This window comes from Streptomyces chisholmiae (assembly GCF_031845445.1).
GTDB lineage: Bacteria > Actinomycetota > Actinomycetes > Streptomycetales > Streptomycetaceae > Streptomyces > Streptomyces chisholmiae.
The window spans coordinates 50,406-67,912 of sequence record NZ_JAVREO010000014.1 but is presented as its reverse complement, the minus strand read 5'-3'; the positions used below and the strand labels follow the sequence as shown (position 1 = coordinate 67,912).

Sequence of the window (17,507 nt, the reverse complement as noted above, 5' to 3'; positions counted from 1 at the left end):
CCTTCTTCTCCGTGCTCGACCGAATTCCTCCCGAACGTTCTCGGGAAACCCCAGTATTATGAATGCCATTGCCATCTCCAGGCAACCAAGAGCCCCCGAAGGAAACCCCATCACCCTCGCATCGCGGGTAACTCACGCCGCCGCGAGCCGGGTTCAGATTTGCCAAAGTTAATTTTCTAGTGATGACTGTCCACCGATGAAGGGCGGCCCGCATGACAGGCTTCGGCACCGACGCCACCGACCACCCCGACGAGACGCCGCCGCGACGTTTCCCGATCCCCAGGGACTGTCCGTTCACCGCGCCTGCCGCCTACCGGGAGCTGCGCGCGGCCGGCCCGGTGACCCGGGTGACGCTGCCCACCGGCCGGCCGGCCTGGGTGGTGACTGGGCACCACGAGGTCCGCGCGGTGCTGGCCGACCCCCGGGTCAGCGCCGACATCCGCCATCCCAACTTCCCGGCCCTGGTCGAGGGCGAGCAGGAAGTGGGCGCCAGGGCCCGGCCCTTCATCCGGATGGACCCGCCGGAGCACACCAGGTTCCGGCGGATGCTGCTGGCCCAGATGACGGTCCGCAAGGCCCGCCGGATGCGCCGGGACATCCAGCGGATCGTGGACGAGCGGGTGGACGAGCTGCTCGCCTTCGGCCCGCCGACCGACCTGGTGCGGCACTACGCGCACACCGTCTCCAGCACGGTGATGTGCGAGCTGGTCGGGGTACGGCGGACCGACCCGGCGTTCCGGCGGATCACCGGGGCGCTGGGCTCGCAGGTGTTCGGGGGCGGCGCCAGCACCGCCGCCGGGGCCAGCGCGGGCATCGGCGCCCTGAGCGCCGTCGTGGACGACGTGGTCGGCGAGCGGGCCGCGGCCGCCGAGCCGGGCGACGACCTGCTGGGCCGGCTGGTCGTCGAGCAGCTGCGCCCCGGGCAGGTCAGCCGCGAGGAGCTGGTCACCACGCTCGCCATCCTGATCGTGGCCGGCTGGGAGACCACCACCAACCAGATCGCGCTGAGCGTGCTGGCGCTGCTCCACCAGCCCGAGCTACTGCGCGCGTTGCGCGCCGACCACACCCTGCTGCCGGCGGCCGTCGAAGAGCTGCTGCGGGCCCTCTCGGTGGGCGACTCGATCGCCCTGCGCACCGCGACGGAAGACCTGGTGGTCGGCGGGCAGACCATTCCCGCCGGGGACGGCATCATTCCACTTCTTGCGGCCGCAAATCACGACCCGAAGGTTTTTCGCGCGCCCGAGACGATTGATCTCGGGCGCGCGGAAAAACAGCACGTCGCATTCAGCTACGGCGTGCACCAGTGCGTCGGACAGAACATCGCCCGACTGGAACTCAACGTGGCGATCGGCACCCTGCTCGACCGAATTCCGACGCTCCGCCCGGCCGTACCGCTGGCGGAGGTCGGATTCCGTCAGGACGGCATCGCGTTCGGCCCGGAGCAGGTGCTCGTCACCTGGTGACCCCGGCTCGTTCCGCACCTCGCAGCACGCCGAGGTGCGGAACGAGCGTCGGGTGCGGCGCGGGCGGCGGGTGCAGGGTGAGGCCGCTCTCCCTGGCCAGCTGGGGCAGGCTCACCGTGTGCCAGTGGTAGTGGTCACGCACCTCGCGCACCAGCCGGTCCCGGTCGAAGACCCGCCAGCTGGTCGCCAGCCGCATCCGTTCCGGACCGGACGGCTCGCCGGACATCCACCACTCGTAGCGCAGCCGCCCCAGGGTGGCCCGGCGCAGCCGGGTCGGGGGCATCGAGACCGGCGTGGTCAGCCCCATCACCTCCACGACCAGCGGCGCGCCGGGCGCCAGCCGGGCGGCGAGCCCGGTCAGCAGGGCCCGCCGGGCGGCCGGCGCGAGATGGCCCAGCACGCCGCAGAGCACCGCGCCGCTCAGCCGCTCCGGCAGCGCCACCTCGTGGGCGGCGGCCGGCAGCACGGTGACCCGGCGGGCCAGGTCCGGGCGTTCGGCGAGACGGGCGGTGAGGATCGCCCGCATCCCGGCGGCCGGCTCGGCGGCGACAATCTCGCACGCCGGGAAGGCCTCCGCGATGTGCCGGGTGACCAGGCCGGTACCGGCGCCGATGTCGAGCAGCGGCCCGGAGGCCGGATCGAGGCCGGCCAACGCGGCCACCACGGCGGGCCCGGTGCGGTCGGTGTGCTCCCGCGCCCCGAGATCGAAGAACTCGGCCGGCCCCTCGTACCCGGCCCCCGGGGCATCGCCGACGGCCTCCCGCACGCCGTCCTCGGTGCCGCACGCCGCGACACCGTCTCCGGCGCCGTCCAGGACGCTGCCCCGGGCACCGGCACCGGTTCGCGCTCCGGTTCCGGCCCGGTGAGCCGCTACGCCCGTGCCCCGAGCCGGGACTTGGCCTCCGGCTCCGGCACCCTTCACGGCGCCGTTCACGCACTCGTCCAGGGCACTGCCCGGGGCTCCGGCTCGACGAACCGCCATGTCCGCCGCACCACCCGGGACTTCGGCACCGCCGCCGGCACCGCCCAGGGTGCCTTCCTCGACGTCGTCAGCCACGGCCCCGTGCACGGACCCGTCCAGGTCGCTACCCGGGGCTCCGGCTCGACGAGCCGCCATGTCCACCGCACCGCCCGGGACTTCGGCACCGTCGCCGGCCCCGTCCAGGGTGCTGCCCCGGGCACCGGCACCGGTTCGCGTTCCGGCTTCGCGCCGTTCAGCCGCCGGGTCCGCGGCACCGCCGGCCGCGTCACCCACGGCACCACCCACCGGCCCGGCGCCTGCCGCGTCCGCGGCAGCGGCACCCGGCCCGGGCCACAGGTCACTGGCGGCGAGGGGGGTCGGGGGGCCGGGGCGGATCAGTTCCGGGGGGCCGAGCCGGGCCATCAGGTCGCGCCAGAACGCGAAGACCGCCAGGTCGTGGCCGGCCGCGCGGAGCGGGTCGGCGCCCGTGCCGATCGCGTCGGCGAACTCGGTGAGGGCGACGCCCACCGCCGCCGGCCACCAGTCGGCGAACACCTCGGCGAACGAGGGCGGCGGCCCGTCTCCATCGAGCGTCTCGCTGGCCGGCAGCAGCAGCCCCTCGGCGCCCGGCCCGGGCTCGAAGACCAGCCGGTGGCCGGCGTCCCGGGGTGAGTGCAGCCGCGGGTGCCACAGCACCGGGCCGTGGGTGTCGGCCAGGGTGAGCACGCCGCCCTCGGTGCCGACGCTGACCCGGTGCCAGAAGAGCGCGTGGTTGTCCCGGTCGCCCGGGTGCAGCTGGTTCTGCACCCGCAGGGTCAGCGGCACGCCGGCGACCGTGCCGGGCAGCAGCCGCAGCGGCGCCGCCCCGTCGGCGGCGGCCCGCACCCCGTCGGGCACCGCCGCCGGGTCGCCCAGGCGCCAGGGCCGCAGCCCGGCCAGCGCCCGACCGAGGATGTCCACCAGCGGGGCCAGCACGTGCACCGGCGCGGCGGCGTCCACGAACAGCACCGGCTGCCGGGCGCGCAGCGCCGCCGCGGCGGCCAGGAACCGCCGCACCGACGCCACGTGCGGGTAGTGGGTGTTGACCCGGAACTGCCGGCCGACCGAGCGGGCCAGCCGCAGCGAGGCGGCCAACTCGTCGGGGTGCAGCGGGTGTTCCTGGAGCACGTGGACGCCGCGCCGGAGCAGTTCCTGGCCCAGCTCGGTGCCGGAGCCGCCCATCACCGCCGCCGGCACCACCACACAGGCGGCGTCCACCGTGTCGGGGAGCTCGTCCACCGAGGCGTAGCAGGGCACCGCCAGCCGGTCGGCCAGCGCGCGGGACTGGGCGCCGCCCCGGGAGACGATGCCGGCCAGCTCAAACCCGGGGTGGGCCCGCACCGCGTCCACGTAGAAGCGGCCGAAGTTGGTGCCGGCCACCACGGTGCGCAGCGGCCGGCCCGGGCCGATCCGCCCCGTCACAGCGCACCGTCCTCGAAGCCGCCCGCCGTCGCCCCGGCCGGGCCGCCGGCCCCGTCCGGCGCCTCGTCGGCCTCGGTGCGGTAGACGGCGACGCCGGCGGCGCCGGTCTCCGTCAGGCCGGCGATGACCTCGCCCGGGTCGAGGGCCGCCGCGGCGAAGTGCGCCCCCGGCGGCACCCGGCCGGCCAGCACGGCCCGCACGGTGAGCGCGGCGACCGCGCCGGTCATCCGGTAGCTGTCGGCGGCCCTGACCACCGCCGTGCGGCGCCAGCCGGGCCCGGCCAGGGCGACCACCAGCCGGTAGAACGGCGTGCGGCCGGCGAGGTCCAGCTCGCTGGCCCGCAACACCCGGTCCACCACGGCCGCCCGCCGCTCCTCGGTGTCCACCGGCAGCGTGGGCAGCGTGCCGAAGAGCGCCCGCACCTGGGCGCCGGGGAACACGTTGTACCAGCTGGCCTCGGTCAACCCCAGGGCGGTGGCGGCCCGTTCCAGCTCGGCGGTGAGCAGCGGGTGGGTGGCGACCCGGCCGGGGAAGAACGGCACCTCGGTCTCCTCCTCGGCGCGCAGCGCCCGCGCCTCCCGCCGGCCCAGCCGCCAGCGCGCCATCGGCTGGCCGTAGGGCCGGCCGTCGGGGCCGCCGGACCGCAGCGACAGCAGGATGTCGGCGGCGACCGTGGTGGTGGCCCGTTCCAGCCCGCCGGCGTGCACGGTCAGCGTGCTGGCCGCGGTGGCCTCGGCGGCGCTCGCCGCGGCGAGGTGGCGCGGCAGCAGCCCGGACAGGCCGGGCACGGTGCCGGCGGACAGCACGACGGTCCGGTCGGTGGCCGGCTGGCCGGCCGCCCGCAGCGCCTCGGCCACCGGGTCGTCGCCCAGCACGTCCACGTGGTCGGCGCCGGCGGCCAGCGCCGCCCTGGCCACCCGGTCCCCCAACAGGTAGCTCGGCCCCGCACAGTTGAGGACCAGGCGGGCGCCCCGGCAGAAGGCGGCCAGCGCCTCGGGGCGGGTGGCGTCCACGGCGGTGGTCTCGACCTCCCGCCAGGCGGGGTCGACGGCGATCGCCCGCGGGTCACGGGCGCCGAGCCGCAGCGGCCCGACGCCGGCCGTGGCCAGCGCGGCGACCGCGTGCCGGCCGACCTCGCCGGAGGCTCCCAGTACGGCGATCACGACGGCATCCCCTCGTTCCCCACGTTGACCTCGCTCGGCACGTCGCCCGAGTTCCCCACGTCGCCCGAGTTCTCCACGTCGCCCTTGATTCCCTCGATCAGTTCGGTCAGGTGGTCCACGACGGTGGGCACGTTCTCGCCGGTCATGCAGGTGAAGTGCTCGCCCGGGATGTCGCGGGTGCGCAGCTCGCCCAGGCAGATCCGGGCCCAGTGGTCGGTGATGGTGTCGGCGCTGCCGGGGAACGGGTAGGCGCCGTTGTGCCGCAGGAAGGTGATGTCCCCGGCGTACGGTTCGGCCCGGTGCCGGCTGAGCGCGAAGGTGGACTGCTGGTAGGTGCGCAGCGCGCGCAGCAGCCCCTCCGGCTGGTAGGTGTCGGCGAGTTCGGGCGGCAGCGCGGCCACCATCCGGGTCACCCTGGCCATCCGGGGCAGCGCCTCCAGCGCGGCGAACGCGGCCCCGATGTCCGCGTACGTCCCGTCGAGGTCGGCGATCGCGCCGTCGGCGACGGCGTCCGGCGACCGGTCCAGCACGGCGGCCACCGCGGCACCCACCCGCCGCTGGTCGGCGGGGAAGCCGAGGTGCGCCAGGTCCATGCCCATCATCAGGGCGAAGGAGTACTCCGACAGCAGTTCGTCGTCGATCCGGAAGGTCGGGCTGTGGCTGCTGATCACGGTCAGGCCGCGCACCTCGGCGCCCGCGTCGGCGAGCACCCGCGCCACCTCGGTGGCGATGACGCCGCCGACGCAGTAGCCGACGATGTCGAAGCGCTCGTGCCCGGCGTCCAGCAGGGCCCTGGCGTAGCGGGCCGCGATCCGGTCGATCAGCCCGGTGGCGTCCGCGTTGAGGAACCCGTCCAACTCCGGGATCTCCAGCCCCACGAGGGCGTGGTCGCCGGCCAGCGCGCGCAGCCGGGTGATCAGCGGGCGGTACGGCAACAGGGTGCCGGTGCCGGCGTGCACCAGCACGGTGGTCGGCCCGGCGCCGGCCCGCAGCGGGACGACCGGGGTGGCCTCGGCGCCGGTGGCGCTCTCGCCGGCCGGGCCCAGGCCGCGCAGGTAGCCGGCGAGCCCGGCGACGGTCGGCTCCCGCAGCAGGTGCCGCAGCACGACCTCCCACTCCAGGTCCCACTCGCCGTCCTCCACCCCGGCCAGCCCCTCGCGGAGGCGGCCCACGATCCGGGCCACCAGCAGCGAGTCGCCGCCGAGCGCGAAGAGGTCGTCGTCGCGGCCGACGTCGTCCCGGCCGAGCAGTTCGGCCCACAGGGCGGCCAGCGCGCGCTCCAGGTCGTCGCGGGGACGCTGCCCACCCGAAGTGCCGCCGCTCTGCTCGGGGTTGGCCGCCCAGGTCGTCAACGTGTCCCGGTCGACCTTGCCGTTGGCGGTGCGGGGCAGCGCGTCCAGCACCTGCCAGCGGGTGGGCACCGCGTACTCGGGCAGCCGCTGCCCGGCGTGCTCGGTCAGCGCGGCCGGGGTGACGGGGGCCCGGTCCGGCTTGGGCTGGGCGAAGAACAGGCGCTGCCCGAAGGCGTCGGCGACCGGGCCGGCCGGCGGGTAGCTGGCGAGCAGCCGGCCGCGGTCCTCGGTGAGCAGTGCGGCCCACTGGTCGGCGTGCAGGAAGGTCTGCTCGGCCGCCTCGCGCAGGTCGGCGAAGGGCCCGGCGTGTTCGGCGAGGAACTCGGTGGAGACCCGCACCGCCGGGTCGTCGTCGTCGGTGTTCTGCAGCAGGACCAGCCAGCCGCCGGGCGCCACCAGGGACCGCAGCCGGCGCAGCGCGGCCGGCACGTCGGGCAGGTTGTCCAGCACGCCGACGCAGACCAGCACGTCGAAGGAGTTGGGCGCCAGGCCCTGAGCACGCGGTTCGGCCGCCGGGTCGAGGTCGGCGACGCGCACCCGCGGGTCGTCGGTGAAGCGGCCCTCGACCTCGGCCCGGTGCCGGGGCGATGGGTCGGTGGCCAGGTAGTCGACGGGGCCGGCGCCGGCCGCGTCGAGGGCGGCCAGCACCTCGCCGACCGCGCCGCCGCCCCGCAGCCCGACCTCCAGCACCCGCGGCGCCTCCGCCCCTTGGTGGTGGCTGACCAGGTCGGCGACGCCGGCGGCCAGCACCCGGTGCAGGGCGCGGGCGGGGGCGTTGTCCCGGTAGGCGGCGGCGAGCGCCGCCGGGGAGGCGCCGGCGAAGGGGAGTTCGGCGGCGTCGTGCCGGCCGGTCAGCAGCCGGGGCAGGATGTCGGCGCAGCCCCGCACGGTGGCGAGGAGTTCGGCGCTCCAGCCGGCGGCGCGTTCCAGGGCGGCGGCCCGCTCCCAGCGTTCGGCGACGGCGGCCGGGTCGGGGGCGCGCAGCCCCAGGTAGCCGCCGTCCGGCTGCTCGGTGAGCCAGCCGGCCGCGGCCAGGCCGCGCAGCCAGCGGCGCACCAGCCGGTGGTGCGCGGGCCGCACGTCGAGGTCGGCGCAGATCGTGGCGGCGTCCCGCGGCCCGGCCGCGCGGGCGAAGGCCGGCGCCAGCGCGGCGGCCGTGGCGGCCCGCGCCGCGTCGCCCAACGCGGCGCGGAACGCCGCGAGTTGGGCGATGTCCAGGTCGGCGACGGCGGCCGCCAGGGCGCGGTCGGTCGCCGGTCCCCACCAGGCAGGCGGCGGCGGGGGCGGGTCGTGCCGGGCCGGCTCGACGAAGCCGACCAGGGTGCGCGCGGTGTCGCCCCGGCCGCCGGCCACCACCACGGCGCCGGCCGCCACGCCGGGCAGGCTCTCCACCGCCGACCTGATCTCGCCCAGCTCGATGCGGTAGCCGCGGACCTTGACCTGCTGGTCGTCCCGGCCGAGGAACTCGATGGTGCCGTCCGGGTGGTAGCGGCCCAGGTCCCCGGTGTGGTAGAGCCGCTCGCCGGTCACCGGGTGGTGGACAAACCGTTCGGCGGTCCGCGGCGCGTCCCCCAGGTAGCCCTGGGCCAGGCCGACCCCGCCGATGTACAGCTCGCCCGGCACCAGGTCGGGGCGCGGTCGCAGCGCCCCGTCCAGCACGTGGAAGGTCTGGTTGGCCAATGGCCGCCCGTAGGGCACGCTGGGCCGCTCGGCGTCCTCCGGGCGGATCGGGTGGTGGATCGACCAGATGGCCGCCTCCGTCGCCCCGCCCAGGCTGTGCACCTCGACGGCGGGTGCCCAGCGGGTCACGGCCGGCGGCAGCCGGGGCGGGATCCAGTCGCCGGACAGCAGCGCCAGCCGGAGCGAGGGCAGCGGCGGGTCGTCGGCCCGCAGGTAGTCGTGGAGCATCTGGAGCTGCCCGGGCACGGAGTTCCAGACCGTGACGCCCTCGGCCCGCACCAGCTCGGCCCAGCTGGACGGGTCGCCCCGCCGCTGGGGGTCGGGCAGGACCAGCGCGGCGCCCTCGGCGAGCGGCCCGAAGATGTCGTACACGGACAGGTCGAAGCCGAGCTGGGCGAGGGCGAAGACCCGGTCGTCGGCGGTGACCGCGAACCGGCGGTTGATGTCGACCACGGTGTTCAGGGCGGCGGCGTGCGTGGTCAGCACGCCCTTGGGGGCGCCCGTCGAGCCCGAGGTGTAGATCACGTAGGCCAGGTCGTCCGGCCCGGTGCCGGGATCGTCCACGGGGGTGGCCGAGGGCGGGGTGGCGTCCACCGGCAGCACCGGCAGGTCGGCCGGCCAGTGCGCGTCCGGCGTCAGCCAGGACTGGCTGAGCACGGCGGCGGCCTTGGCGTCGGCGAAAATCGCGTCCCGCCGCAGCCGGGGCTGGTTGGTGTCCAGCGGCAGGTAGGCGGCGCCGGCCAGCAGCGTGCCCAGCACGGCGACCGGCTGTTCCCAGCCCTTCTCGGTGGTGATCGCCACCGTGTCGCCCGGCCCGACGCCGGCGGCCCGCAGCGCCCGGGCCACGCCGTGCGCGTGCGCCGCCAACTCCCGGTAGGTGAGGGCCCGGTCGCGGGCGAGCACGGCGATCCGGTCGGGGACCCGGGCGGCGGTCGCCAGCACCGCGTCCTGCAGCCGGGCCCTGGGCACCGGGGCGGCCGTCGCGTTGACCCGCTCGCGGACCGCGCGGGTGGCCGCCGGCAGCGGCACGGCGGCCGGCGCGCGCCAGGCGGCCGGGTCGTCGGCGAGGGTGGTGACCAGCGCGGTGAACGCGGCGAACATGTCCTCGGCGGTGCCGTCGGCCAGCACCCCCTGCCGGACGTCCCAGCTGAGGGCGAGCCGGTCGCCGCGCTCCATCACCTGGCAGTCCAGCCAGACCTGCGGGGTCTGGGTCCTGGCGTACCGCACCTCGCCCGCGGGCCGCCGGGTGGTGGCCGAGCCGAGGGTGCTGGTGAAGACGACCGGCATCAGCAGCGGCCCGGCGGCGCCCGCGCGGCTCAGCTCGGCGAGCACCTGACTGCCGGTGAACAGCCCGTGGGAGAGGTCGTCCAGCAGGGTGGCGCCGAGGGTGCCGGCCCGGTCGGCGAAGTCCTGCTCCCGGCCCAGGTCAACCTCCAGCAGCTCGACGGCGGTGAAGTCGCCGACGAGCTGGTCGACCTGCGCGTGCAACGGCAGCCGGGTGAAGGTCGGCACGTTCAGCAGGAAGCGCGGGCTGCCGCTCCAGCGGCCGACGACCTCGGCGTAGGCGGTGAGCACGGCGCCGGAGACGGTCAGCCCGTGGGCCGCCGCGTGCTCGGCGAACGCCCGGGCGCGAGCCGGGTCGAGCACCGTCTCCAGGCGGGTGAACGGCCCCGGCGCGTCCGCCCGGGCGGCGAGCGGCAGCTCGGGGGCGCCCGGCAGCTCGGGCAGCCGGCCCAGCCAGTAGGCGCGGTGCCGGTCGTACTCGGCGGTCAACGTCTGCTGGCGGCGGGCCAGCACGTAGTCGCGGAAGCCGATCTCCAGCTCGGGCAGCGGCCGGCCGTGGTAAATGTCCTCCAACTCGGCCAGCACCAGCAGCAGGCTGGCGTAGTCCACGATCAGCTGGTCCATCGACAGGTGCAGCAGCAGGGCGTCGTCGCCGTGTGTCAACCTGGCTTCCCACAGCGGGGGTTGGTCGGTGGCCGGCACCCGGGTGGCCAGCTCGTCCCGCACCTCGGCGACCCGCGCCGCGACCGCTTCGGCCGCGGCGCCCCGCAGGTCGCGCCGTTCGAGGGGCCGTTCCGGCAGCTCGGGCAGCACCTCCTGGGAGCCGTCCGGGTGGACGGTGGCCCGCAGCATCGGGTGCCGCCGAACCAGCTGCCACCAGGCGGCGGTCAGCCGGTCCTGGTCGGTGTCGGCCGGGTAGGCCAGCTCAAGGTAGACGTGGCAGGCGACCCCGCCGTAGCCGTAGGCCTCGCTCCGGCCGACCAGGTAGGCGGCCTGGATGTCGGTGAGCGGGAACGGGGCGTGCGCGGCGGCCGGGTCGGGGGTGATCCGGGCGGCGGCGGCCCGGGCGGTGAGATGGGCCAGCACCTCGTCCCGGTGCGCGCGCAGGGTGGCCCGCCGCTCCTCGGTCAACGCGCCCCGGGGGGCCCGGAAGCGGAGCGCTCCGTCCTCCGCCCAGAGCCGGATGCCGTCCTGCTCCAGCTCGGCGACGATCTGCTGGGCTGTCATATCGTTCCGCTTTCTTCCAGGTGGTGCGTGGGTTGGGCGCTGTCGGCCCGAGTCGCCAGGTCGGCCAGGGTGGCGGCGGCCAGGAAGGCGCGGACCGGGATGTCCACGCCCAGGGCCGCGTTGACGGCGGCGACCAGGCGCAGGGCGGTGAGGCTGTCGCCGCCCTCGGCGAAGAAGTTGGCGTGCCGGTCGGTGACCGGCCGCCCCAGCAGCTCGGACCAGACGGCCGCGATCTCCTTCTCGGTCGCGGTGCCGGGCGGCCCGGCCGGCCCGGCGGCGGCGGCCGCGGCGCCGACCAGGGCGGCCAGGTCGGTCCGGCCGTCCGGGGTGCGGGGCAGCTCGGTCAGGACGCCGACCGCGCCGGGCACGGCGTGCGCGGGCAGCCGGGCGCCGAGATGGCGCGGCAGGTCGTCGGGGGCGGCGCCGCGGGGCACGACGAAGGCGTGCGGCCGGGGGCCGTGCTCGGTCTCCAGCGGCACGACGGCCGCCTCGGCGACGGCCGGGTGCTCGACCAACACGGCTTCGACCTCGTCGAGTTCGACCGGCCGGCCGGCCACCGCGATGCGCCGCTCGGGGCCGCCGAGCAGCTCCAGGGTGCCGTCCGGGCGGAACCGGCCGCGGGTGCCGGTGGGGTACCAGTGCGCCCCGTCGGGCCCCGGCGGGGGTGCGTCGGGCTGGGACGGCGACCGGCCGGGGCCGCCGAGGTGGAGCTGGCCGACGACCCAGTCCGGGCAGTCGCCGCCGAGCGCGTCCAGCACCCGCAGCCGCTGCCCGGGCAGCGGGGTGCCGCGCGGCACGGCCGGGGTGGCGTCGGGGCCGGAACTCCCCGTGGGACTCGGGCCGTTGGGCGGTGCGGTCGGCGGCTGGCCGGCCGGACCCGCGGTGGCCGGCTCGGTGACCGGCCCGGGGTCGAGGGCCAGTTGGGTGGTCCAGAGGGTGCCGCCGGGGACGGTGGTCAGGGCGGCGAACGCGTCGGCGCGGGCGTTGGCACGGGCGGGCAGGTCCGGTGGTATCCGCCCGCCGGAGGCCAGGAGCAGCCGGGGCCTGGCGGCGGCGACCGGCGGCTCGGCCAGCAGCTGGTCGAGGTGGTGGGGGGTGCCGTGCCAGACGGTGGCCTCGTGCTGGGCGGCCAGCCGCCGCCAGGTGGCCGGGTCGGCACGTTCGGCGGGCGTCGGCAGCACCAGCGCCGCGCCGGCGCCGAGCAGGCCGATGACGTCGAACAGGGCCGGCGGGCGGTCGAGTTCGAGCAGCGCCAGGCACCGGTCGTGCTCGGTGACGCCGAACCGGTCGCGCAGCGCGGCGAGCGTGGGGTGGACGGCCCGGTGCGAGTGGCGCACGGCCCGTGGGGCGGTGTCGGTGCCGGCGAAGACGACGTGGGCGGGGGCGTCCGGGTTCTCGACGTCCAGCGGCGGTGGCGTGTCGTTGGCGGCCAGTAGCTCCGTCCAGCTGACCGTCCGCCAGGGGCCGACCGGCTGGGGCCCGTCGGCGAGGACGGTGCCCGCGTCGGCGGCCAGGTAGCGGGCGCGACGCGCCTCGGCGTCGGTGCCGGGGTGGACGGCGGCGAACGCGGCGCCGGCCCGCAGCACGCCGAGCGCGGCGGCCACCTGGTCCTGGCCGGCGGTCAGGGCCAGGGCGACGGTGTCGCCGGGCCGCACGCCGCGGGCGGCGAGGCCGGCGGCGATCCGCAGGGCGCGGCCGGCGAGTTGGCCGTGGCTGAGCGCGCCGTCGGCCCACCGCAGCGCCGGCCGGTCGGGGGCGTCCGCGGCGCGTCGGAAGCAGGCGGCGTGCAGGGTCTCGGCCGGCCGGGAGCGGTCGGGGGCCGGAGTCGGTTCGGCGGCCGGGGCCGGCTCGGGGGTGAACGCGGCGCGCCGGGCGAGCTGTTCGGGTGGCGGCGCCAGCGGCAGCGGGCCGGCCCAGTCGGCGTCCACCAGGTGGTCGAGGAGTCGGCAGTAGGTGGTGAACATGGCGTCCAGCACGCCCGGTTGGAAGAGTTCCTCGACGGCGTCCCAGCTGACGACGATGCCACCGGCCGCCTCGGTGACCTGGTTGTCCAGCATCACCTGGGGGGTCTGGGAGATGCCGAACACCTTGGCGGGGAAGGCGGCGGAGAGGTCCTTGGCGGCCCGGTCGCCGACGCCGACGGAGCTGCTGAAGACCACCGGCATGGCGGCCTCGACGGTGCCGGTGCGGCGGGCGAGTTCCTGCATCAGCCAGATCGCGGACTCCTCGCGGTGGTCGAGGTCCTCGCCCATCACCCGTTGCAGGCGGTGCGCGGCGGCCAGCCACGGCTCGTCGGGGGCCGGGCGGTGTCCGATCAGGGAGACGGAGGTGAAGTCGCCGACGACGCGGTGGATGTGGGGGTGCACCGGCATCCGGTTGAAGAGGGTGAGGTTCACCGTCACGCCGGCCCGGTCGCTCCAGGCGGCCAGCACCTCGACATAGCCGAGCAACAGCACCACGGAGGGCGTGAGTTGGTGGTCGGCGGCGCGCTGGCGGAGCCGGGCCCAGCGGTCGGCGGCCAGTGGTCGGGCGCGGCGGGTGAAGTGCGGGTGGGCCAGCGCCGACGGGTCCTTGGCCAGCGGCAGCGCCGGCGCGGCGGGCAGCGTGTCCAGCCGGGCGAGCCAGTAGGCGCGGGCCCGGGACACCGCGTCGGCGTCCGGCACGGCCGCCAGCACGTAGTCGCGGAACGTGACGTCGATGGGCGGGAGTTGGGCGTCGGGGTCGGCGTAGAGGGTGTCGAGTTCGCCGTAGAGCAGGATGATGGACGCCCCGTCGAGGACGAGGTAGTCGAGGCCGATGGCGAGCCGGGTCCTGGTGCCGCCGGGGTGTGGGTAGCGGACGGCCCGCAGGTCGAACAGCGGCCAGCGTGTGGGGTCCAGCCGGCGGTGCGAGGACTCCGCGCGTAGGCGGTCGAGTTCGGCGGTGGCGGCCGCCTCGGTGGCGACCTCGGTGACGGCGATCCGGTAGTCGGGCACGGTGGGCAGCACCCGCTGCCGGCCCCGTTCGTCGAAGACGGCGCGCAGCATGGGGTGCCGCTCGATCAGGCGGCGCCAGGCCCGTTCCAGGCGGGGCAGGTCGAGGTCCCGGCCGTCGAACTCGCTGTAGTGGTAGGTGCCGACGCCGCCCAGCGGCAACCGGTCGTCGCGGCCGATCCAGAACGCGCGCTGCACGTCGGTGGGCGGGAACGGCTCGTGCCGGCGGGCCGGGTCGCCTTGGGCCAGCAGGTCGTCGACGGCGCGCTGGCGGGTCAGGTCGGCGGCGAAGTCGGCCAGTCGGGGCCGGGAGAAGAGCCGGGCGACGCCGGCGCCGCCGACCCCGGCCCGGCGCAGGGCGACGATCACCCGGGTGGCGAGGAGTGAGTCGCCGCCGAGGGCGAAGAACGAGTCGGTGCGGCCGATGTCCGGCACGTCCAGCACCTCGCCCCACACTCGGGCGGTCACCGTCTCGGCCCAGCCGGCGGGCGGGTCGCCGGCGGCCACCGCCCGTTCACCGGCGGCGAGTTCGGCCGCGCGGGCCCGGTCGGGCTTGCCGTTGCGGGTCAGCGGCAGGCGCTCCACGACGGTGAGCTGGGCGGGCACCAGGTAGCCGGGCAGCGCCTCGGTGAGGGTGTCGCGCAGCTCGTCCCGGCTGGCCCGGCCGGCGGCGACCAGGGCCAGCCGGGCCGGGTCGCCGGTGATCAGCGCCACCGCCGCGGTCACCTCGGGGTGGGCGGTGGCGGCGGCCTCGACGTCGCCGAGTTCGATCCGGTGACCGCGCAGCTTCACCTGGTGGTCGGTGCGGCCGAGGAACTCCAGCACGCCGTCGGCCCGGTAGCGGGCCCGGTCCCCGGTGCGGTACCAGCGCTGCCCTTCGTGCTGGACGAACCGCAGCGCGGTGCGCTCGGGGTCGCCCCGGTAGCCGGTGGCCAGGCCGGCGCCAGCGAGCCACAGTTCGCCCGGCACCCAGTCGGGGCAGTCCCGGCCCCGCTCGTCGACCACCCGGGCCCGCATGTTGGGCAGCGGCACGCCCCACGGGACGGACGCCCAGGCCGGGTCCACCTCGGTCACCTCGCAGACCGTGGAGTGGACGGCCGCCTCGGTCATGCCGCCCAGCGCGACGAACCGGGCGGCGGGCGCCAGGGCGCGCAGCCGGGCCGGCTGGTCCAGGCCGACCCAGTCGCCGCCGAGCAGCACCAGGCGCGGGGTGTCGCCGAGGCCGGCGTCGGTGGCCTCGGCGGCGGTCAGCAGCAGGTCCAGCAGCGCGGGCACGCAGTTGACCAGGGTCACGCCGTGCTCGCGGATCAGCGCGGCCCAGTGCGGCGCGTCCCGTTCGGCCGCCTCGCCGACCAGGACGACGGAGCCGCCGGCCGATAGCGGTCCGAAGAGGTCGTAGACCGACATGTCGAAGTCCAGCTCGGCCAGGGCCAGGCCGCGGTCGGCCGGGCCGACGTCGAACCGTGCGTTGATGGCGCCCAGGGTGTTCATGGCGGCCCGGTGGGAGACCTCGACCCCCTTGGGCTCCCCGGTGGAGCCGGAGGTGAAGATGACGTAGGCGAGGGCGTCGGCCGGCAGGTCGAGGACCGGCGGCGCCGGGTCGAGGCGGTCGGCATCCTCGACGGCCAGCACGGCGGGCGCGGTCCCGGCCGGCGGGGTCCGCCAGCGGTCCCGGTGGGCGGTGTCGGTGAGGACGGCGGTGGCGTCGGCGGCGGCCAGCACCCGCGCGGCGCGCGGTCCTGGCTGGCCGACGCCGACCGGGACGTAGCTGGCGCCGGCGCCGAGCACGCCGAGCACGGCGGCCACCTGGGCGGCGCCCCTGGGCAGGCTGACCAGCACGGTGTCGCCGGTCCGCACGCCGGCGGCGGCCAGCAGGGCGGAGACCTGGCCGGCCCGTCGGGCCAGCCAGCCGTAGTCGCGGGCGGTGCCCGACTCGTCGATCAGGGCGACCCGTTCGGGGTGGCGGGCGGCGGCGCGGTGGAAGCCGGCATGCAGCGCGGTCCTGGGGATGTCGGCCGCCGTGTCGTTGACCAGGTCGCGCACCCGGCGCTGGGCGGCCGGGAGTTGCGGGCCGACCGGCCGCCGCCAGCGGTCCGGCTCGGTCACCAGGCCCTCGATCAGCGCCCGGTAGGCGTCGAACGCGGCCGGCACGGTGCCGGGGGCGAAGGCGTGCTCGCGCACGTCCCAGTTGAGCAGCAGGCCGCCGTCGAGTTCGGTGACCTGGGCGTCCAGCCAGACCTGGGGGCCCTGGGAGATGATCCAGGAGGGCTCACCGAACGTCTCGCGCACGGGGCGGTCGTAGACCTCGCCGAGGCCGAGCGCGCTGGTGTAGACGACGGGCGCCAGCACGGGGGTGCCGCCGGCCGCGCGGGTCAGGTCGCGCAGCACCTCGACCCCGGTGTAGGAGCCGTGCGCGATGGCGGCCCGCAGCCGGGCCTGGAGGTCGGCGGCCCGGTCGGCGAACGGGCGCGCGCTGGTCAGGTCCAGTTCCAGCAGGATGGAGCTGCTGAAGTCGCCCACCAGCAGGTCGGCGTCCGGGGTGCCCGGGTCGCGGTGGAAGAGCGGCAGGTTGAGGAAGAACCGGGGCTCGGCGCTCCAGGCGGCCATCACCTCGGCGAAGGCGGTGGCCAGCACGGCGGTGGGGGTCAGCCCGTGGCGGCGGGCCGCCGCGTGCAGCGCCGCGGTCTGGTCGCGGTCCAGACGGTGGTGCAGGCGGGTGGTGCGGCGGTAGCGGGCGTCGCTCGACTCCGGGCTCAACGGGTCGATCGTGGCTGGGAGTTGGGGCGGCCCGCTGAGGGTGGGGAGGCGTTCGGCCCACCAGGCGGCGGCGACCTCCCGGTCGGCAGCGCGCGCCGCGGCGACCCGGCTGAGGTAGTCGGCGTAGCGGGTGGTGAGGGCAGGGAGTCGGGCAGCCGGGTCGCGGTAGAGCCGCTGGAGGTCGGCGAGTAGGACGCGCATGCTGGCCGCGTCCGCCGCCACCATGTCGAGGTCGAGGTGGAGCCGGGTCGCCCCGCCGGGGAGCAGGCTGAGCGCGACGTCGAGGACCTCGCCGCGCTCCACGTCCAGCCGGCGGTGGGTGTGCGCGTCGCGCAGCCGGTCCAGGGTCCCGGCCACCTCCTCGGCGGGCAGCGCCCGCAGGTCGTGCACGGTGACGGGCGGTTCGACGCGGCGGTCGGTGACGCGTTGCCGGCCGTCGTCGAGGACGGTGAGGCGCAGCGTCTCGTGCCGGGCGCGCAGCGCGGTGACGGCGGCGGCGAGCCGGTCGGGGGCGACGTCCGTGCCGTCCAACTCGGCGTAGAAGTGGGCCCCGACGCCGCCGAGCGGCTGTTCGTCGCGGCGCCCGATCCAGTAGGCGTGCTGCATCGGGCCGAGCGGGAACGGCTCCGCCGGGTCCGCCGTCGGGCCTCGGCCGGTTCCGGCGGTTCCGGCGGTTCCGGCGGTTCCGGCGGTTCCGGCGGCCGGGCCTTCGGCGGGGTCGGGGGCGGCGGCGGGGTGGGCGGCGGCCGCGGCGAGCAGGCGGGTCCAGGCGGCCAGGGTCGGGGCCTCGGCCAGTTCCTCGAAGCTGACCGCGAGGCCGAGGCGACGCCACTCGGCGGTGAGCCTGATGAGCCCCAGGGAGTCCAGGCCCAGCTCGAACAGGTCCTCCCCGGCGCCGAGTTGGTCGGCCGGCAGGTCGAGCAGGGCGGCGACGGCGGCGCGGACCTCGGGCTCCGCCACCGCCGTCCTTCGGGTTCCAGTTGCGTCGGTCACGGGTGCTGCGCGCCTCCTTCAGGGGGCGGCGCGTGGGCCGGCCCGCTGGCTGGGTCGTCGTGCTCGCGGGGTCGTCGGGGTCGTCGGCCGCGCTTCCGGGAGCTTATGTAAAGATGATAATCATGTTCAAGAGCTGCTCGGGAAGACGAGCGGACCCGCGCCAACGTTCCCGCGGAGCGCGGTGGGAGGAGCCA

5 protein-coding genes are annotated in these 17,507 nt (G+C 76.7%); 1 reads left to right on the top strand and 4 read right to left on the bottom strand.

All coding sequences use genetic code 11. The annotated features are described in order from the left end of the window. The first annotated feature begins 212 nt into the window (after positions 1–212). Positions 213–1,463 carry a cytochrome P450 gene (locus tag RM844_RS22285; RefSeq protein WP_311669108.1) on the top strand — a complete coding sequence of 417 codons (1,251 nt, stop codon included), beginning with the start codon at positions 213–215 and terminating at the stop codon, positions 1,461–1,463. Here the strand turns inward: RM844_RS22285 and RM844_RS22280 are convergent. From RM844_RS22280 to RM844_RS22265, 4 genes are read right to left on the bottom strand one after another with little or no spacing between them, the layout of a single operon-like run. Further along, entirely contained in the window at positions 1,453–3,885 is a 2,433-nt protein-coding gene (locus tag RM844_RS22280; protein WP_311669107.1) for a Gfo/Idh/MocA family oxidoreductase, read from the bottom strand. The two genes, RM844_RS22285 and RM844_RS22280, sit on opposite strands and share 11 nt — an antisense overlap. Next, positions 3,882–5,048: a saccharopine dehydrogenase NADP-binding domain-containing protein gene (locus tag RM844_RS22275; protein ID WP_311669106.1), complete on the bottom strand. Its 1,167-nt coding sequence runs from the start codon at positions 5,046–5,048 to the stop codon at positions 3,882–3,884. The genes RM844_RS22280 and RM844_RS22275 overlap by 4 nt, the downstream gene beginning before the upstream one ends. Next, a complete protein-coding gene (locus RM844_RS22270) occupies positions 5,045–10,591 on the bottom strand; it encodes a non-ribosomal peptide synthetase (protein WP_311669105.1) in 5,547 nt (1,848 codons plus the stop codon). The genes RM844_RS22275 and RM844_RS22270 overlap by 4 nt, the downstream gene beginning before the upstream one ends. Continuing rightward, the gene (locus RM844_RS22265) at positions 10,588–17,313 is read right to left on the bottom strand and encodes a non-ribosomal peptide synthetase (RefSeq protein WP_311669104.1); all 6,726 of its coding nucleotides are present in this window, start codon (positions 17,311–17,313) and stop codon (positions 10,588–10,590) included. The genes RM844_RS22270 and RM844_RS22265 overlap by 4 nt, the downstream gene beginning before the upstream one ends. Positions 17,314–17,507: the final 194 nt, after the last annotated feature.

Coding starts and splice junctions, on each gene's coding strand:
- RM844_RS22270 (WP_311669105.1), bottom strand. CDS start 10,591: ATGACAGCCCAGCAGATCGTCGCCGAGCTGGAGCAGGACGGCATCCGG.
- RM844_RS22285 (WP_311669108.1), top strand. CDS start 213: ATGACAGGCTTCGGCACCGACGCCACCGACCACCCCGACGAGACGCCG.